The organism is Acidovorax delafieldii, assembly GCF_007993815.1.
GTDB classification, from domain to species: domain Bacteria; phylum Pseudomonadota; class Gammaproteobacteria; order Burkholderiales; family Burkholderiaceae_C; genus Acidovorax; species Acidovorax delafieldii.
On the sequence record NZ_VJWE01000014.1, the window covers coordinates 15,724 to 33,795 of the forward strand.

The following is an 18,072-nucleotide window of genomic DNA, read 5'->3' on the forward strand; positions in this document are numbered from 1 at the left end:
AGACCGGGCATCACACGCCGGCCGGTTGCAACGGGGAAGACAGCGAGGACGGACGGCGCGCCTGCCACGCGGCGCCCGCCATCGCCACCAGGGCCATGACCAGGAGGGCCACGATGCCCGCCATGCGCTCCACGGGGCTGGGTTCGGTGGCGCTGTCAGAAGGGGTCGGCTCGGGCTGCCGCTCCAGCAACACGCCCATGGTAGGCACGGCGGGCGCAGAGGGTGGTGCTTCTGCCTGGGCGGGCGGCGCGGGCAGGTCAGCGGCGGGGGGCGCAGGCTGTGGCGCGGCCAGGGCTGGCGACTGCGGCGCGGCAATGGCCATGCCTGCAGGCGGGGTCAGCTCTACGGACTCACCACGCGCCGCTCGCTCCACCCAGCGGCGCACGCTGGGCAGCTCGGCCGCCAGCGGCGCGGCACGCGTCAGCTCCTGGTACATCTGCGCCAGTTGTTTTTGCGTGTCGGCATCGGCCTGCCAATAGCCCTGGCGCTGCGCCTGCACCAGGCGCTCCAGCGACTGGGCATAGGCCTGCGGATGCTCTTTGAGCCACTCGGGCAGGCCCAGCTGGTGCTTGTCGCGCACCAGCACGTCATAAAAGCTTTGCCAATGATCGCTGCGCACCGTGTCGGGCGCCACGGCCTGCCAGCCCCAGGCGAACTGCACGGCCTTGAGCACCTGCAGCGTGCCCGAATAGCCCTCGGCCTTCTGCGCCTGGAGCCAGCCCGGGTGCAGGTAGCGCGACTGCATCTCCAGCGCAATGGCGCGCTGCGCAGTCTCGGTGGTGGGCTCGCCTGCATCCTGCAGCTGGGCCACATGCAGCTCCAGCCCCTGCGCTCGCCCAGCCACGCGGGCTGCGGCCGACAGGCCGCCCAGGTACTGGAACGGGTCGTCCGAGCTGACCATGGCATACAGGTGCGAGCTGCGCGACAGGATGGCGGCATCGGTGCGGCGCAGGTGGGCACCCAATGCCTGGGCCGCCACACCACCCGCCACGCCGGTCACCGGCTCGCCCTCCAGATAAGGCTGGCTCATGCGTTCGAGGAACATCTGGCCCAGGCGCGCATCGTTGGTTTGCAGGCCGTCGCTTTGCACCGCGTCCGACAGGCCGGTGCCATAGTCGCCCACCGCATTGCCGAACGAGCGCACGCGCGCCAGTTGCTCGGCCTGCGCGCGGGGCACGCCTTGCTTGCGCAGGTCCTGGCCGATCTGCGCGGTATTGCGAGCGATCACGTTGCCGGGCTCGGCCGTGGCGGCCTGGGCCACCGCGCGGTCGAGCAGCGCCATCAGCGCGGGGAACTGGTCACGGTACGAGCCGGTGATGCTCATGAGCACATCGACGCGCGGGCGTTTGAGCTCATCGGCGGGAATGGTCTCGACCCGCACCGGGCGGCCCGAGTCATCCCACACCGGGCGCATGCCCAGCGCCACGAGCGCCTGCGCTTCCATGATGCCCTGGTGGCGCAGCGTTTCGCCCGCCCACAGCGACAGCGCCATGCGCTCTGGCGCCTGGCCGCCATGGCGCGCCTGGTAGTCCTTGAACCAGTCGTTGAACAGCGTCTGCGCCACGGCATAGGCCTGGCGCGTGGGCAAGCGGCTCGGGTCCAGCCCCGTGAGGTTGCGGCCCGTGGGCAGGCTCTCGGGGTTGCGGATGGGGTCGCCACCGTAGGCTGCGGGCAGGAAGCGGCCCTCCAGCCCCGCGAGCAGGCCGGGCATTTCGCCTTCGGTGGCCAGCAGGCGCTCCAGCTCCTGTGCGCGCTGGGCCAGTTGCAGCAACGCGGGCGTGTCGATGGGCTTGCGCGCGGCGCGGTTGGGCACATGGTCTTCGGCGCGCACCAAGCCGTCCTGTGCGGGCGGCGCGTCAGGCAGTACGGGGCGCAGGTCCAGCACGCTGGCGGCCTGCGCATCGGTCAGCGCCACTTCCAGCCAGCGCGCGGGGCGCGCGGCCAGCACCGCGTCGTGCTTGATCAGGAAGGCTTCGTCGATGTCTTCGCCCAGCGCCTCGATCAGCGGCTTGCGCAGCGCCTGCAAGATGGTCTCGCGCCGCTGCTCGGGCGCGGGCACGCGGCCGAACACGGCCAGGCCCTTGGGCTGCGAGCTTTGCGCGAGCTGGTCCAGGTAGGGATGCAGGATTTCAAGGAAGCCGCTGAAATCGGCCGCGATGCGCGCGGCGCTCCAGCCCAGGTCGCGGTGCAACTGGTGCTCCACAAACTGCGCCACCAGCTGCTTTTCGAGCGCGCGGCGCGTGGGGCCTTCGTCCACGGTTTCCCATTCGTGCATCACCTCGTGCATGTGTGCCATGCGCGCCTCGAAGCCTGCCGGGGCGAACACGGGCGTGCGGTGGCTCACCAGCACGGCGCGGCCCCGGCGCTTGGCCGTGAGGGCCTCGCCCAGGTTGTCCACGATGTAGGGATAGACCACGGGCAGGTCTCCGAGCGGCAGCAGCGCGTCGTCGTGCACATCCAGCGCACGGGCCTTGCCACCGGCCCATTCCTGCGTGCCGTGGGTGCCGAAGTGGATGAGCGCGTCGGCCTCCAGCTGCGCCCACAGGTACACGGCCAGGTAATGGTGCGACAGCGGCGCCTTGCTCTTGTGCATGAACGGGTTCTGGCCCAGGCGCAGTGTTTCCTCGCGCGGGGGCTGGGGCAATACCGAGAGCTTGCCCACCTGCAGGCGCGGGATGACGAACACCTTTTCGCCCTGCCACTCGACCACGTAGCGGCTCTTTTCGGGCGCGCCCCAGTGCGCGTTCATGCGCTCGCGCACGGCCTTGGGCAGCGTGGCCAGGTGCTGCTCGTAGCGCGCCAGCGGCAGCGCGGCGGCCTGCCCGCTTTGCAGCAGCGCGCGCACATCAGCACCGGGGTAGTAGGCGGCCAGCAGCGGCTTGAGCCCATCGATCCAGCCCTGCTCGGGCACCTGCTGGGTGCGGTAGCCCGCCTGGGCCAGGCCGCCCGACACCTGCTCCAGGCTGCGCGGCACGTTGAGGAACGAGGCGCCGAAGTTGGTGCCGCCCGGCGGATAGTTGTAGACCATGGCCACCAGGCGCTTGTCGGCAGCGGGTTTGGTCTGCAGCGCAATCAGCCGCCGCGCCTTGGCGGCCACGGCCTGGGCCTGGCGTTCGATGATACGGAAATCCTTGCCCTCGGCGCCGTGCGCGGCCACCAGCACCGGGTCGATGGCGCCGGCTGCCTCCGGCTGCGCCAGGTAAAACGGTACATCGGACAGCGACAGGCCCGTGTCGCTGGCCTCCCACGCGGCGGCATCGCCCGCGCGGTAGGGCTGCGTGCCGAGCAGCGGCACGCCCCAGCGGGCCAACAGCGGCTGCAGCGCAGCGGCCTGGGGCACGAGCTGGTGCAGCACCAGGGCCGAGGCGTTCAGGCGGCCGGGGCCGCTGCCTTTCTCGGGGGGCATCTCCAGCACCTCGGCCAGGGTCTGCGCCGTGACCTGCTGGCCAAAGGCGGCATAGGCGAACAGGCCCTGCTGGCGGAAGGTGCGCAGCCAGGCATCGAGCCACTCCGTGCTGCCGTCGATGAAGTGGTGGCGGTGCACCAGCACGGCCACGGCGGGCAGGCTGCGCAGCGCGGGCTGGCCCTGGCGCCAGGCCTCCAGCGCGGCGGCGTTGGGGAGCAGGCGGGGCGCGTCGGGGTGGTAGATACCCCGGGGGGGCAGGATGTCGGGCGCGGGCAAGGCAGGCATGGCAGCACCCGCCACGGTGGCACGCGCCAGGGCAATGGCGTTCTTCAGGTTCCGCGGGCCACCGGCCTGCAGGTAGGCCACCATACGGGCGGGCGCATCCAGCGCAGACAGGTCGACGGCGGGCGTGCCCGCAGGCACCCAGACCACGCGGCCAAGGGTGCGCACAGCACGCGCATCGAGTTGCGGCCCCGCCATGCGGCGCAAGCGCGCCTCCACGCTGGCATGCGGGGCATCCACCCACACCATGGCGGCGCCTGCCAGTGCGCGCTCCAGCTTCTGGGCCTGGGCCGCGTCCAGTACCGCCGGGCCGGCCAGCGGGTAATCGATGTGCACAAAGCCCAGGCCCGCGTCGGAGGCCAGGCGCTGCACCATGGCCGTGCGCGGGGCGGTGGTGATGTCGGACGTGAGCCAGAGCAACACGGGCGCAGACTGTGCGGCCTGCACCAGCGGCGCAGCCAGCAGCAGGCACCACAGTGCCGCGCGCAGGATCAGCGCCGTCATGGCTTGGCGGGTGCCGGCGCGGCGGCGCCACCCGCGCCACCGGCCGAAGCGCTGGCAGGAGCAGCGCCCGTTTCAGGGATGTAGACGATATTGCCGTCTTCCAGCTTGTAGGCCACGCCCGCACGCACGCCCTGCCCTTGCGCTGCGCTGCCAGCGCCCTTGAAGCGCACTTCCTTGCCCTGCTCGCGCACGACCACTTCCATGTCGGGCTGGCCCGCGTTGCGGATGATGGTGACGCTCTCATGAGCGCTGGTCTGGGTCTGCACGGCCACGGCCGTCAGCAGCGCCACCACCAGCACCAGGAACACATCCACCAGGTTCACGGCCGACAGCATCGGGTCGTCGTCGTCCTCTGCCAGGACGTTCAAGTGGCGCAAGCTCATTGCGCCACCCCGCGCTCCTTGCGCACCACCAGCAGTTCGGCCAGCAGCCAGCGGCGGCGCACCGAGTACACCACCAGGCCCACCGACGCGGCAGCCAGCGCCAGCACCACGCCCGCAAAGGCGCCGCTGAACACCGCCAGCGCCTGCTGGCCGTTGCCCGCCGCCACGCTCTGCAGCGCGGGGCCGAGTGGGATCATCGTGGCGATCAGCCCCAGCATGGGCGACAGGCGGCTGAGCAGGCGCACGGGCTCCACCTGGCGCACCAGTTGCAGCTCCAGCTCTTCCATCGACAAACCCGGAGCCACGCGCAGCGAACGGTACTGCGGCTGGCGCCAGCGCTGCCACGCCTCCATGAGCGTGGCGCCGCCCGACCACAACGCGTAGACAAACGCCAGCCCCACCAGCACCAGCACCGGCCACAGCAACGACTGCGCGACCTGCGAAAAACCCGATTCGATGTTCATGCTTCCACTCCCTCAATCCATGTGTTGTTTCATTGGCTGTGCTTGCGCTGCATCGATGGCAGCGCCATCCACATGCCATCCAGATGCCGCACGTGGATGCGGTGGTCAAACACGCTCTCCAGCGCCGCGTGCGTGGCGGGTGCATCGCAGGCGCCCTGGTGCAGCACGCGGCCCTGTGCCATCACCACCATGTCGTCGGACTGCAGTGCCAGCGACACCTCGTGCAGCACGCTGACCACCGTGCCCCCCGCATCGACCAGTGCACGCATGGTGTGCAGCCAGTCGGTCTGGTGCGGCGGGTCGAGGTTGGCCAGGGGCTCGTCCATCAGCAGCACCTGCGCCTGCACGGCCAGGGCGCGGGCCAGCAGCACGCGCTGGCGTTCGCCGCCCGACAGCTGCGACAGCGGGCGGTGGCGCCAGTCCCAGGCCTGCGTGGTGCGCAGCGCCTGCTCCACCGCTGCGTGGTCGGCCGCACCCGGCGGTGCCAGCCAGGCCTGGTGCGGCAGCCGGCCGAGCATGGCCACGTCATAACTGGTCAGGTCGTCAGCCGAGCCTTCGTTCTGCCCCAGCCAGGCGAGCTGGCGGGCGCGTTCGCGCGCAGGAATCTGCGCCAGCGGGCGGCCGAGCAACAACACGTCGCCCTGCACCGCCACACGCGGCAGCAGGCCCGCCAGCACCTTGAGCAGGGTGGACTTGCCCGCGCCGTTGGGGCCGACGATGCTGGTCCAGCGCCCGGCGGGCAATTGCAGGTCAATGCCCTGCAATATCGAGCGATTCCCGATGCTGGCGCTTATTCCATTTGCACTGATAGCTATTGATTTCATAGTGCGCCCCCTTGCGAGGTGCGCCGGTGCATGAGCCACAGCAGATAGGTGCCGCCCAGGGCCGCCGTGAGGACGCCCACGGGCAGCTCCTGCGGCGCCAGCAGCCAGCGCGCCAGGATGTCGGCCGCCATGAGCAGCACCGCGCCCATCAGGCTGGACAGCACGATGTGCCGTTCGTGTGTCACGCGCACGATGGAACGCACCAGGTGCGGGGCCGCCAGCCCCACAAAGGCGATGAGCCCCGTCTGCGCCACCGCCGTGCCCGTGGCCAGCGCCATGGCAGCCACCAGCCCCACACGCATGGGCATGAGCGGCAGGCCCAGGCTGGCGGCCGTGGCCTCGCCCAGCGTGAGGCCGTCCAGCGCACGTGCCAGCATCCAGGCAACCACCGAGCACAGCGCCCAGGCCACGGCCATGAGCAAGCAGGCCGCCCAGCCCACAAAAGCCGTGCTGCCCAGCGTGAAGGCCTGCATGGCCTGCAGGATGTCGGGCGAGGCCAGTTCCACCAGGTCACGCAGCGCACCCAGCACCACGCCCACAATCACCCCCGCCAGCAACAAGCGCAGCGTGTGCTGCACGCCCTTGGCGAGCAGCAGCGTGAGCACCACCGCCCCCGCCGCGCCCAAAAATGCCATGCCCGTGATGCCGATACGGGCCATCCACTGCGCCGCCACCGGCGACACCCCGAAGAGCGCCATGGCCACCGCCCCGCCCAGCGCTGCGCCCGAGGCGCTGCCCAGCAGGTACGGGTCGGCCAGCGGGTTGCGAAACAGCCCCTGCGCCACCGCGCCCGACAGGCCCAGCAGCGCCCCCGCCAGCCACGCACCCGCCGTGCGCGGCAGGCGGATGTCCCACACGATCTGCCAGGCCACAGGGTCACCGTGCATGCGCAGCACGCTGTCAAAGCCCGTGCTGCCCACGCTGGCGCCACACACCGCCAGCAACGCGCTGGCGAGCAACAGCCAGGCGGCACACCATGCGGCACGGCGGCTGGCGGAACCCGTGGGCAAGTCGATCGGAATGCTGGTCATGACGCTTTGTCCACCAGACACCGCGCCATGATGCGGGCCGCCTCGGCCATGCGCGGCCCAGGGCGCACCACCACATCGGAATCGCCGGGGCCAAACACGCACAGCCGGTTCTCGCGGATGGCACGCATGGAAGCCCAGCCGGGGTACGGCACCATGGCCTGCATGCTGCGGTTGCCGATCATGATGATGTCGGGGTTGGCGCGCACCACGAACTCTGGGTTCAGGCGCGGAAACGGCCCCAGCGACGCCGGCACCACGTTGCGCACGCCCAGCCGGGTGAGCGATTCGCCAATGAACGACGCCTCGCCCGCTGCATAGGGCCCACGGCTCACCTCGAAGTACACACGCACATTTTTGGCCTTGGGCGGCAGGGACTGTGCAGCCGCCAGCACGCCCGCGTCGATCACACGCCAGAGGCGGTCGGAGCCTTGCGCGCGGGGCACGCCCAGCAGGTCGCTGACAGCGCCCAGCACGCGGCGCACGTCGGCATGCGTCTTGGGCTCCAGCTGCACCACGGTGAGGCCGAGCGCCTCCAGCCGGTCACTGGCGCGCGAGCTGACGGACATCAGCACCACATCGGGCTTGAGTGCCACGACGGCCTCGATGCTCGGGTCCAGCCCGCCCCCCACCTTGGGCAGCTTGGCAATCACGGCCTCCGGCCAGTTGGAGTAGCGGTCCACACCCACCAAACGGTGGCATTGCTCCAGTTCGCACACGCTTTCGGTCAACGAGGGCAACAGGCTGACGATGCGCTGCGGGGGCCGGGGCAGCGAGACCTCGCGGCCCCGGTCGTCCCGGATGTGCACCGGCTGCGCACGCGCGAGGCCGGCCATCAGCAGGCCCAGCAGCACCAGAATGGCGATGACCCACAGGATGCGGCGCACGGGGGTTGGTTTCATCAGCAGGGTTCCTTCAAAGTGAGAGGCAGACCGGCAGCCATCAACGTGACCCGTGGACACACCTGCGCCACCTGCTGGTTGAGCATGCCCAGCGCATCGACAAAGGCGCGCACCTCGCGCCCCATCGGGATGACCCCCAGGCCAATTTCGTTGCCCACCAGAACAACGGGCCCGGGGGACTGCCGAATTGCTTCCAAAAACATAGCAGCCTGGGCATTCCACTCTAGCGCTTGCGCCTGTTTTTGCTCCAAATCCATGGTTTCGAACCCCAGGGGCATGGTCCAGTGGGTGAGCCACAGCGTGAGGCAGTCCACCACCACCAGGGTTTGCGGCGCGCTGTGCTGCGCAACGGCAGCGGCCACATCGCGCGGCTCTTCCACCGTCTGCAAACCTGGCACGCGCTCGGCGCGGTCGCGCTGGTGGCGGGCGATGCGCTCGCGCATCTCGTCGTCCCAGGCCTGCCCGGTGGCGATCAGCACGGCGCGGTGGTCGGCGGACCGGGCCAGCCAGTCGCGAGCCAGCAGCTCAGCGCGGCGGGATTTGCCGCTTTTCTGACCGCCCAGGATGAGCTCGGTAGTGATGGGGTGTGACGCGGATGTCATGCTTTGCTCTGGCCGCCCAGCAGATGCGCAACCGCCTCGGGGCTGGACGGGAACCACGCATGGAAATAGCTGGCATGGATGCTGCCCTGCTGGTACAGAGCCTCACCCGCATCCGGCGCAACCGCCTCGTGGGGCCGCGCCGTGCGGGACACCACGGGAGCGCTGCTGTCGCTGGTCGAATAGTGGAAGGTGTGGCCGCGCAGCGTATGTCCTGCCACGGTCAGCTGCTGCGGCCCCAGGGCCGCCAGGCGCTTTTGCATGGTCACGCGGCCCGGCAGCAGGCCCCACAGCGGAGCCGCGCTGCCATCGGCCAGCGTGATGGAATCGAACAGCGCCATCATACCGCCGCACTCGGCCCACAGCGGTTTACCTGCGGCCACATGGGCGCGCAGGCTGGCTTGCATCCCGGTGTTGGCCGCGATCTTCGCGGTGTACAGCTCGGGGTAACCGCCGGGCAGCCACACCGCGTCGCAATCGGGCAGCACCGCATCGTGCAAGGGCGAGAAGAACATCACGCTCGCGCCCATCTGCTCCAAGCATTGCACGTTGGCAGCGTAGATGAAGCAGAACGCCGCATCACGCCCCACGGCCACCGTACGGCCTGCGAGCAAAGCAGGCACGGCAACCGTGGATGCAGGCGCCGGAAAGTCCACGGCCCAGCGCTGCAGGTCCTCCAGCGTCATTTGGCCCAGCGGCGTAGCAGCCAGCGCGTCGGCCGCTGCGTCCAGCCGCTGCAGGCTGTCGTCCAGCTCGTGCGCAGCCACCAGGCCCAGGTGGCGCTCGGGCAGCAGCGCCGCACCGGCCTTGGCGGCTAAAGGCGCATTGCCTAGCTGCACCCGCATCAGCGCGCCCATCCAGTCGTCGGCATCTTGCAAGCCGTCACGCAACATGTCGGCATGGCGCGCGCTGCCTACGCGGTTGGCCAGCACCCCCGCCCAGGGCAGGCCCGGCCGGTAGTGGCGCAGGCCATAGGCCAGCGCGCCAAACGTGCCCGCCATGGCCGAGGCATCGACCACCGCCAGCACCGGCACCGCAAAGTGCCGGGCCAGGTCGGCCGCGCTGGGGCTGCCGTCAAACAGGCCCATCACGCCTTCGATGAGGATCAGGTCCGACTCGACGGCGGCGTCGTGCAGTCGCTGCGCGCAGTCGGCCTCACCGTTCATCCACAAATCGAGCTGGTGCACCGGCGCCCCGCTGGCCAGCAGGTGCCAGTGCGGGTCCAGAAAATCCGGCCCGCACTTGAAAACCCGCACGCGCCGCCCCTGGCGTGTGTGCAGGCGCGCCAGGGCGGCGGTGACGGTGGTCTTGCCCTGTCCCGAGGCCGGGGCTGCAATCAGCAGCGCGGGACAGCGTGTCACACCCCACCCCCAGTGCGGTACTCACCCAGCGGCCGACGAAACTGGCGCGCCCCAAGCCAGTGCCACCGTGGAACTGGCCCCGCCAGGCCACGGGTGGCGTTCCCCCTCCGGGGGGAAGGCGCGCAGCGACTCAGGAGGGGCTTCATTGAGGTGCCCACTTCACACCGACGTAGACCGTGCGGCCTGCGGTGGCGTAGGTGCGGGCCAGCTGGTAGTCCTTGTCGGCCAGGTTGTCGATGCGCGCCAGCAGCGTGTAGTCGCGTGCAAGGCGGGTGCTGGCATACAGGTTGACCAGCGCGTAGCCGCCCAGCACGTTGGTGTTGGCCACGGTGTCGAAGCGGCGGCCTGATGCCTGCACTTCGGCGCCCACGGTCCAGCCCGCCAGGCGGGTGTCGGCGCCGAAGGTGGCGTGCTGCTTGGCGCGGCGCGCGAGCTGCTTGCCGGTGTCCAGGTCACGCGGGCGTTGCAGATCGATGGAGCCATGCAACTGCACATCGCCCACGCGGTGCGAGCCCGCAAACGTGACGCCCTTGTACTCGGCCCGGGCCGTGTTGGCGTAGCAGCCAAAGTCCGACAGGCATGTGCCTGGGCCAGAGAACGAAATCAGGTTGCTGACACGGTTGCGGAACAGCGTGGCAGAGAAGGTGCTGTTGCCCTGGGCGTAGCGCAGCGCCACTTCGGCATTGCGGCTGCTTTCGGGGCGCAGCGTGGCCACGCCATATTCGCTGAAGCGGTGGTACAGCGTGGGCGCACGGAAGGCCGTGCCCACCGACGCCGTGGCGCGCCACTGCGGGGTGATGGCGTAGCCATAGGCCACGCTGCCAGTGCTCTTGCCACCAAACTCGCTGTCGGAATCGTGGCGCAGGTTGAGCTGCACGGTGTGGCCTGCAGCGTTGTAGCCGTAGCCCAGGGCCAGCGCGTCCTGCGAGCGCTTGGCATCGATGGGGGCGTTTTCGAGGCGGTCTTCACGGCGCTCCAACGCGGCCGTGACCAGGTGCGCGCCCTGGCGCCATTCATTCTGGAAGTAGTAGCCGCGCAGGCGCGTGTCGCTCAGGTACGGCGAGGGGCGGGTTTCGTATTCGTCGCGCGAGTCGGTGATCGAAAAGCGCGTCTTGTAGGCACTGCTCCACTGCGCGATCCAGTTGAGACCCAACGCGTGCATGGTGTGCAGGTTGCGGTCGTCCTTGCCCAGGCCGCTGTCGTAGCCGCTGTTGGTGTCGTTCAGCATGAGGGTGCCTTCGAGGCGATGCACTGCATTCACCTGCAGGCCTACCCGCGCGTGGCCTGCCGTGCTGCGGTAGCCGTCACGGTCGGGGTTCTGTCCAGCGATGGGGCGCGCGTTGAAGCCCTTGCTGTCATCACGCGCCAATCCCAGGGCGTAGTCCAGCGTGCCGCTGGCACCACTGATCCCTGCTTCGAGCTTGGTGGTGTTGTGGCTGCCCACGCCCACGCCCACGTAAGGCGCCGTGCCGTTTTCACCGCGCTTGGTAAAGATCTGCACCACGCCGCCCAGGGCGTCTGAGCCATAGACAGCACCTGCCGGACCGCGCAGCACTTCAATGCGGTCGATGAGGCCCAGCGGAATGCTCTCCCAGGGCGCGCCACCGGTGGATTGAGAGTCGATGCGCACCCCATCGATGTACACCGCAGTAAAGCGCGATTCCGCGCCACGCAAAAACACGCCAGTGGTGGTGCCAGGGCCACCGTTGCGCGAGAACTCCACACCGGGCAGACGGGCCAGCAAGTCGGCCAGACCGGTGGCGCCACTGCTTTCGATGGTTTCGCGGTCCACGATGGAGATGTCGGCCACCAGATCGGCCAGCGGCTGAGGGGTGCGCGTGGCTGCCACCACCGTTTCAGACAACGACGGTGCGCGCAGGTTTTGCGCCAGCAGCTCGCCGGTGGCCGGGGCGGTCTGTGCGAAAGCGCCGCAGGCGCTGCCAGCCAACAGTGACAGCAGGGCCAGGCGTGGGGCGGGCAGGCGCAACGACGCCACAGGGCGCGCACGAAGGGTACGGATTTTCATGGGGATCAAGGTCAACAAACAACCCGGGCCGGCCTCCCGCCAGCATGTGGGTGATACAGCCGCGCAGCGCCAAAAAACGGGCGCACGCAGCCACCGTGTTGGCCGGTATCCGGGCTGGCGGAACACCCCCCCAATGCCTTCCCAGGCGCTTGTTCAAGGCGCCCAGTGGCTTATGGATGGAGAGAGAATCAGGTGATTCGTCCGCTGACCGTTGCGGGGGCAGCGCAGGCTGGGCGCGTACCGGTGGTACGGCGCCTCCCTGCTTCCCGTTGAACTGCGGCATGTGAACCACACCGCGAGCACCAACGTCGGGATTTTACGACCGTTTACAAGCTGCTCCCAGCGCGCCAGATCAAGCGGGCAACTCCGCATGGCACCCACGCGGCCGACAATGCACTTGTATCTGTTGCGCATTGCACACCACCGCAGCTTGGGGCCAGGGACCGCTCGGTGTCACACCGCCTACAATCCAAGGCTGTATGGCAATACCGTCCCCCACCGACCAGATCGCCGAGCGCGTGGAGCGCCTGCTGCTGCGACATGCGGAGTTGCAGCGCACCAATGCCCTGCTGGCTGATCAAGTTGCGGCACTGACGCAGGAGCGCGACTCGCTCAAATCCCGCTTGAGCGCAGCACGCGCCCGGGTGGATGCCCTGCTCGAACGCCTGCCCGCCGCCGCGCCGCTCACGAAAGAAGCCGAATGAAGCAAATCGAGGTGCAGATCCTGCAGCAAAGCTATCTGCTGACCTGCCCCGAGGGCCACGAAAGCCGCCTGCTGGACGCCGTGGAGCGCGTGGACACCGCGATGACGCGCATCCGCGATGCGGGCAAGGTCCGGGCGCGGGAACGTATCGCCGTACTGGCCGCGCTGAACCTGGCCTTCGAGATCGCCGACCGCGAAGCCGCAGACCTTGCGGCTGCAGCACAGCCCGTGGCAAGTCCATCTGCCAGTGCCAGCGCTCCCGTGGTGGGGCACCAGGAAAGCCTGCTGCCGGATACCGACCAGCAGCGCCTGCAAAGCTTGGTACAGCGTCTGGACGACGCTCTGGGCGACGACGGACGCCTTCTCTAGTCCTTGGTGTGCTGAGGCACACCGCTCCTCTTGCCCGTCCGTCACAGCCGCTTGCGGGCTTTACATGACCCCGAGCGCGCAGCGCCCGCTGGCAGCACCTACAATTGGCGTGTCTGCGAAGCTGTCGGGCTTTATATTTCCTTGAACCAATGCTCATTGAGCTCGGGCTTGGTACATCGTCCGGTGAGCGTGATCATCTCGCGTCAGATGAACCCAACGCCAGGCTGCCCTCGCCCACCTGAACCCCCGGTTCAGGATGAGAGTTCGGTGGTATTCGCAGACACCCTCTTCCCCATGCCCTGTCATTGCAAGCACCTGCTGCTGCGTCTGTGACAGGGCATTTTCGCGGCTCTCCGCGTGCTCTGTTGTCCTTTGTTTCCTGATATCCCGCCATGCTCGATCCCTTGCTGATTGTTGAACTCGGTGTGCTCGGCCTGGCCACAGGCTTTCTGGCGGGACTCTTGGGCATTGGAGGGGGCATGCTGCTGGTGCCGTTCCTGACCTACATCCTGGGCGCTCGTCAGGTGGCGCCTGACTTGGCGGTGAAGATGGCGATTGCCACCTCCATGGCCACCATCATGTTCACCTCCATCTCCAGCGTGCGTGCCCATCACCGGCGCGGCGCCGTGCGTTGGGACATCGTCCAGCGACTCGCGCCCGGCATTGTGCTGGGTGGTTTCATCGCCAGCCTGGGTGTGTTTGCACTGCTCAAGGGCTCGTTTTTGGCGATTTTCTTCGCGCTGTTCGTAAGCTTTTCTGCCACGCAGATGTTTCTGGACAAGAAGCCTGCGCCCACGCGCCAGATGCCGGGTGGCGCAGGCCAGGTGGCGGCAGGCGGCGTGATCGGCTTTCTGTCGGGTCTCGTCGGCGCGGGTGGCGGCTTTGTCAGCGTGCCCTTCATGACCTGGTGCAATGTGCCCATCCACAACGCGGTGGCCACCAGCGCCGCTCTGGGTTTTCCCATCGCGCTGGCCAACGTGATCGGCTACGCCATTGGCGGACAGAACGTGAGCGGCTTGCCACCGGCATCGCTGGGCTATATCTGGCTGCCGGCACTGGGAGTGATTGCCAGCTGCAGCGTGCTGACGGCCCCGCTGGGAGCCAAGGCGGCGCACAATCTTCCCGTCAAGCAGCTCAAGCGCGTGTTTGCCTCGTTGCTGTTTGGCCTGGCGGCCTACATGCTGTGGAAGGGCGTTTCGGCCGCATAAGGCCGACACAGAGGCGGACTCTCGGCCGTCTGCCGAGCCGCAGCCTCCGGTCGCTGAGCGCTGGAGCTTCAGGTGCTCAGCGGTCGGTGACGCCCCTGGGCCTTCAGCGGCAGGGGTTGGCTCAGCATGGCTCGGAACTGGTCTGCCGGCAGACCCGGTGCACACAAAAATCCCTGGTAGTGCTCGCACTGCATTTGCTGCAGCACCGCCTGCTGGGTTTCAGTCTCCACCCCTTCGGCCACCACTTCGATGTGCATGGCACGGCCCATGCTGATGATGGCGCTGACAATCGCACGGTCGCCATCGTCGTCGGGCAGGCCGCGCACAAAGGACTGGTCGATCTTCAGCTTGTGAATGGGTAGTTTCTTGAGATAGGCCAGGCTCGAATAGCCGGTGCCGAAATCGTCGATCGCCAGGCCAATGCCCAGGTCGGCCAGCACGCGCAGGCGCTGCTCCATCTCCTGTGCGTCCTGCAGCAGGATGGTTTCTGTCAGTTCCAGCTCCAGCAACGTCGGTGGCAGCTGATGCACCGCCAGCAGGCGCGTGATGCGGTCCACAAAATCGGGCTGGCGAAACTCCAGCGCAGACACGTTCACGGAAATCATGATGGGCGTGCCGCTGTGCATCCACAAGGCGGCCTCGCGCACCGCTTGCTCCATCACCCAGGCGCCCAGCGTCACGATGTAACCTGATTCTTCGGCCAAGGGAATGAACACTGCGGGCGACACGGCGCCGAACTCTGCATCCGTCCAGCGCAAAAGCGCCTCGGCGCCGGTGATGCGCCCGGTCGCCATATTGACCTGAGGCTGGTAGTGCACGGCCATGCGCTGCAGACCCAGCGCTTGGCGCATCGCATGTTCCATCTGCATGCGCGCAAGCAGGTTGGCGTTCATCTGCGGCTGGTAGAAGCCATAACTGCCGCGCCCACGCTCCTTGACGCGGTACATCGCGGTGTCGGACTGCTTGATGAGGTCGTCCAGCGTAGCGCCATCTTGCGGGTACAGCGCAATACCGATGCTGCACTGGATCGAAAAGCCCATGCTGTCGAGCATGAAGGGCTTGAGCATGTCGTCCAGAATCCGGCGCGCCACGCTCTCCGCAACGGATGCGTCGCCACCGTGCAGGTAGATGACAAATTCATCCCCCCCCAGGCGGCACAGCATGTCGGTTTGCCGCAAACAGGTCTGCAGACGCTCGGCCACCAATTGCAGCACCCGGTCCCCAAAGGGGTGCCCCAGAGAGTCATTGATGATCTTGAATCGGTCCATGTCCAAAAACAGGATCGCAAAGCCGGTGTCGCTCTGGCGTGCTCCCTGGATGGCGGTATCCACCCGCTGAGACAGCAGCAGGCGGTTGGGCAGACCGGTGAGGGCATCGCTGTAGGCCAGCTCCTCGATTCGCTTTTGTGCGGCATGCTGCAGTGTGAGGTCGCGCATGAAGCCAATGCTTTGCACCAGCCGCCCTTCATCATCCCGCAGGGCCACCCAGGACAACTGGACAGCACAATACGCACCGTTGTCGCGGGGCAGCCACAACTCGCCTTCCCAGAAGCCATCCTGCGCCCAGCCCTGCAGCACCTGCTCCATGAACGAGGCATCCGAGCCACCGCCAAAAAGCGAGGCTGCCACACAGCCTTCAAAACCCTTGGCCGTGGGCCCCACGAGCCGCTCACACCCCGGGTTCATGCGCATGATGCGGTGCTGGCTGTCTGCGATGAAGATCGCATCCAGACTGGACTCGAACACGCGCGCGGCCAGGCGAAGGCTGGCCTGGATCTCGGTCTGGCGGGTGATGTCCCGGAACGAATACACCCGGCCCACCGCACGGCCCTGGCTGAACTGCGGCACCGTGCGCATCTCCAGCACCACACCATTGCGCAACTCGACGATGTCGGTGCTCTCTTGCGTCGGCTCGCGGTCGATGGCTGCCAAGCGTTCGGCATACAAACGGGCGTCTGCCACCTGGTCCGCCATGAAGGCGTATACCGCAGCATCGTCACGCTCTACCAGCAGCTGACGCGGCAGGTTCCACAGTTGCGCCAGGCGCTGGTTGAATGCCCGCACACCGCCGTCCAGTCCACACACCAGCATGCCGTCGGCAGCGGAATCCAGCGTGGCCCGCAACTCAGAGAGCAATGTCTCCAACTCGCGCTCGGTGGTCTCCTGGCGGCTGCGGTCCAGCATGGTCAGCAGCAGCACACTGGTGCCACTCGCCCCCCAAGGCACTCGCCGGACGCAACGCTGCACCGGTACCAGACTGCCATCGGCACGCAGCAAACTGGTGTGGGCAGGAACGCCTTGGGCAATCACATCGGCCGGCTCGGACCAGAACGCCAGCTCCTGGGGCGTGCTGGCGAGATCCAGCACAGACCGCCCCTGCATGTCAGCGGCAGACAGCCCTGTCAGACGCTCGGCGCCTGCGTTGGCTTGCAGAATGTGCTGGTTTGTCTCATCCAACAGCCACACGGCCTCCTGCAGGCCATCCAGCCATCCGAGCGATTGCAAGTCGTTCACGCCGAGGCCTCGTCAGGGCCGGGACTGACCGCTCGCTCAAAAAAGTAACAGATCCGCTGTCGAGGCGACAGGTAGTCCAGCGCGTCACGCGGGAGCTGCGCGGGCTTGAGGCTGCGCCGTATGCCCAGTTCAGGTACGGTTTCCAGATCCAGTATCGGCGCTTCATCCTTCGGTACGCGCGGGTCGTGCACGATGACCTTGGGCCGCAGGGGCCGCGACGAGTTGACCGATGCCACGATGGCATACCGGTCGTTGACCAACTGCACGATGGAGCCGGGCGGGTACACCCCCATCATGCGAATGAAAGCCCCCAGGACCACCGAATCAAACCGCGCCTTGAGCTGGGCAAAGATGACGGATAGCGCCTCATGCGGCGTCAGCGCCGTCACACCCATGGCCGGGTTGCACATCCGGTCGTATTGATTGACCAGTGCCAGGACCTGGCTCATGCGCCCCAGGTCAGGCCCCTTCAAGCGTTGGGGAAACCCGCTGCCGTCACACATCTCGTGGTGCCGGGCCACTGCCGTCAGCACCGCATCGGCAAACCCCATGCGTTTGGCCAAGGCCACGGATTCCACCACGTGGGTCTCGTAGCGCGTGCGCTCCATGGGGATCATGGAGGGGGTAGGCTGACGCAGATTGGGCGGCAGCTTGAGCTTGCCGATGTCATGGATCAACGCGGCAACACCCAGATCGTGCAGCTCCTCGCTTTTCATGCCCAGGGACCGACCCAGCAGCAGCGATATCACCATCACATTGATCGGATGCAATCCGTTGCGCTCGCCCACCCCCTCGGACAGCAGCCGAATGACGGAGTCGCCGTTTTCCAGCAGTTCGGTAACACACCCCGAAACCAGTGCCTCCCCCTTGGCCCTGGCCTGGTCCGGGTGCTCTGACACCGTGCGCTCCATGGACTGGTACTGCCGCGTGGCTTCCGAGAAACGCTGGTTGCAGGCAGCCAAGGCCCGGTTTTGCGCTTCCAGCAGCTCGCGGCGACGCTGTGCCTCGGGGTCAACGACAGTGGTCGTGCCAGGCCCGGGCGCATCCAGGCCGTTGGGCGGCGGCACTGTCATTTCAGGCACGCTCCAGGCGGCCGGCACCAGCTCCTGGAGTTCAGGATCGCTCTTCTTGGGGACGTAACGCACCTCGGTCAGTCCCAGCTCCCGCAAGGTGGTGATCTGATCCGACGACGCCACCCGAAAACTGCTGGTCGGGAACGGATGATGCATCCAGCCCACGTCGAGCTGGATGTACATGCCGACACGCAGTTGGCTGATGTCGATGAGGATGGATGAGTTCACGTCAGGCGCACGATACATGGCGACATCAATGCCACCAATAGTTACGCAGATTATCACCAGTTCCAGTGACGTGGCGAAGAACCGGCAGGCCGCGCAGCGATCCGGCAACACTTGACTGAAAGCGGGCCTGGCTGGACCACCCCGGTCCCCGCGACAAAGGCATCGCCCACCTTCCAGCCGCGGGGCGACTGGGTTCATG

General features: G+C 67.6%; 14 protein-coding genes and 1 riboswitch. Of the genes, 3 read left to right on the plus strand and 11 right to left on the minus strand.

The window, feature by feature from the left end:
• Positions 1–10: 10 nt before the first annotated feature.
• The 9 genes from cobN to ATF69_RS14115 form a co-directional block, all read right to left on the minus strand.
• The gene (gene cobN, locus ATF69_RS14075) at positions 11–4,192 is read right to left on the minus strand and encodes a cobaltochelatase subunit CobN (RefSeq protein WP_146871352.1); all 4,182 of its coding nucleotides are present in this window, start codon (positions 4,190–4,192) and stop codon (positions 11–13) included.
• Positions 4,189–4,575 (minus strand): DUF2149 domain-containing protein, encoded by a 387-nt coding sequence (locus ATF69_RS14080; protein ID WP_146871353.1) that lies wholly within the window; start codon positions 4,573–4,575, stop codon positions 4,189–4,191. The genes cobN and ATF69_RS14080 overlap by 4 nt, the downstream gene beginning before the upstream one ends.
• Positions 4,572–5,039: a hypothetical protein gene (locus ATF69_RS14085; RefSeq protein WP_008906167.1), complete on the minus strand. Its 468-nt coding sequence runs from the start codon at positions 5,037–5,039 to the stop codon at positions 4,572–4,574. The genes ATF69_RS14080 and ATF69_RS14085 overlap by 4 nt, the downstream gene beginning before the upstream one ends.
• Before the next feature lie 29 nt (positions 5,040–5,068).
• Positions 5,069–5,863, minus strand: coding sequence for an ABC transporter ATP-binding protein (locus ATF69_RS14090; RefSeq protein ID WP_146871354.1), 795 nt, complete (start codon positions 5,861–5,863; stop codon positions 5,069–5,071).
• A complete protein-coding gene (locus ATF69_RS14095; RefSeq protein ID WP_146871355.1) occupies positions 5,860–6,894 on the minus strand; it encodes a FecCD family ABC transporter permease in 1,035 nt (344 codons plus the stop codon). The genes ATF69_RS14090 and ATF69_RS14095 overlap by 4 nt, the downstream gene beginning before the upstream one ends.
• Positions 6,891–7,793, minus strand: coding sequence for an ABC transporter substrate-binding protein (locus tag ATF69_RS14100; RefSeq protein WP_146871356.1), 903 nt, complete (start codon positions 7,791–7,793; stop codon positions 6,891–6,893). Before ATF69_RS14100 ends, ATF69_RS14095 begins: the two co-directional genes overlap by 4 nt.
• A complete protein-coding gene (locus ATF69_RS14105) occupies positions 7,793–8,395 on the minus strand; it encodes a bifunctional adenosylcobinamide kinase/adenosylcobinamide-phosphate guanylyltransferase (RefSeq protein WP_146871357.1) in 603 nt (200 codons plus the stop codon). Before ATF69_RS14105 ends, ATF69_RS14100 begins: the two co-directional genes overlap by 1 nt.
• Positions 8,392–9,753: a cobyrinic acid a,c-diamide synthase CobB gene (locus tag ATF69_RS14110; protein WP_146871358.1), complete on the minus strand. Its 1,362-nt coding sequence runs from the start codon at positions 9,751–9,753 to the stop codon at positions 8,392–8,394. The genes ATF69_RS14105 and ATF69_RS14110 overlap by 4 nt, the downstream gene beginning before the upstream one ends.
• Before the next feature lie 142 nt (positions 9,754–9,895).
• Entirely contained in the window at positions 9,896–11,779 is a 1,884-nt protein-coding gene (locus tag ATF69_RS14115) for a TonB-dependent receptor domain-containing protein (protein ID WP_146871359.1), read from the minus strand.
• An 83-nt stretch (positions 11,780–11,862) separates the two neighbouring features.
• Positions 11,863–12,101, minus strand: a riboswitch (cobalamin riboswitch).
• 157 nt (positions 12,102–12,258) lie between these two features.
• Here ATF69_RS14115 and ATF69_RS14120 point away from each other — a divergent pair.
• The 3 genes from ATF69_RS14120 (at position 12,259) to ATF69_RS14130 (ending at position 14,059) form a co-directional block, all read left to right on the plus strand.
• Entirely contained in the window at positions 12,259–12,483 is a 225-nt protein-coding gene (locus tag ATF69_RS14120; RefSeq protein ID WP_015014799.1) for a hypothetical protein, read from the plus strand.
• Positions 12,480–12,851, plus strand: a complete 372-nt coding sequence (locus ATF69_RS14125; RefSeq protein WP_056064363.1) for a cell division protein ZapA — start codon at positions 12,480–12,482, stop codon at positions 12,849–12,851. Before ATF69_RS14120 ends, ATF69_RS14125 begins: the two co-directional genes overlap by 4 nt.
• A 392-nt stretch (positions 12,852–13,243) precedes the next feature.
• On the plus strand, positions 13,244–14,059 hold the full coding sequence (locus ATF69_RS14130) for a sulfite exporter TauE/SafE family protein (protein WP_056064366.1): 816 nt from the start codon (positions 13,244–13,246) through the stop codon (positions 14,057–14,059).
• A 68-nt stretch (positions 14,060–14,127) separates the two neighbouring features.
• On the opposite strand, the gene ATF69_RS14135 is transcribed toward ATF69_RS14130, so the two are convergent.
• Positions 14,128–16,572 carry a sensor domain-containing protein gene (locus ATF69_RS14135; protein ID WP_056064368.1) on the minus strand — a complete coding sequence of 815 codons (2,445 nt, stop codon included), beginning with the start codon at positions 16,570–16,572 and terminating at the stop codon, positions 14,128–14,130.
• Entirely contained in the window at positions 16,569–17,891 is a 1,323-nt protein-coding gene (locus ATF69_RS14140; RefSeq protein WP_146871360.1) for a cyclic di-GMP phosphodiesterase, read from the minus strand. The genes ATF69_RS14135 and ATF69_RS14140 overlap by 4 nt, the downstream gene beginning before the upstream one ends.
• Between the last annotated feature and the right edge of the window lie 181 nt (positions 17,892–18,072).

Bases quoted from the DNA above. Each gene is read 5' to 3' on its own strand.
- ATF69_RS14090 (WP_146871354.1), bottom strand. From the start codon at position 5,863: ATGAAATCAATAGCTATCAGTGCAAATGGAATAAGCGCCAGCATCGGG.
- ATF69_RS14100 (WP_146871356.1), bottom strand. From the start codon at position 7,793: ATGAAACCAACCCCCGTGCGCCGCATCCTGTGGGTCATCGCCATTCTG.
- ATF69_RS14095 (WP_146871355.1), bottom strand. From the start codon at position 6,894: ATGACCAGCATTCCGATCGACTTGCCCACGGGTTCCGCCAGCCGCCGT.
- ATF69_RS14130 (WP_056064366.1), top strand. From the start codon at position 13,244: ATGCTCGATCCCTTGCTGATTGTTGAACTCGGTGTGCTCGGCCTGGCC.
- ATF69_RS14080 (WP_146871353.1), bottom strand. From the start codon at position 4,575: ATGAGCTTGCGCCACTTGAACGTCCTGGCAGAGGACGACGACGACCCG.
- ATF69_RS14140 (WP_146871360.1), bottom strand. From the start codon at position 17,891: ATGTATCGTGCGCCTGACGTGAACTCATCCATCCTCATCGACATCAGC.
- ATF69_RS14125 (WP_056064363.1), top strand. From the start codon at position 12,480: ATGAAGCAAATCGAGGTGCAGATCCTGCAGCAAAGCTATCTGCTGACC.
- ATF69_RS14115 (WP_146871359.1), bottom strand. From the start codon at position 11,779: ATGAAAATCCGTACCCTTCGTGCGCGCCCTGTGGCGTCGTTGCGCCTG.
- cobN (WP_146871352.1), bottom strand. From the start codon at position 4,192: ATGACGGCGCTGATCCTGCGCGCGGCACTGTGGTGCCTGCTGCTGGCT.
- ATF69_RS14120 (WP_015014799.1), top strand. From the start codon at position 12,259: ATGGCAATACCGTCCCCCACCGACCAGATCGCCGAGCGCGTGGAGCGC.
- ATF69_RS14085 (WP_008906167.1), bottom strand. From the start codon at position 5,039: ATGAACATCGAATCGGGTTTTTCGCAGGTCGCGCAGTCGTTGCTGTGG.
- ATF69_RS14105 (WP_146871357.1), bottom strand. From the start codon at position 8,395: ATGACATCCGCGTCACACCCCATCACTACCGAGCTCATCCTGGGCGGT.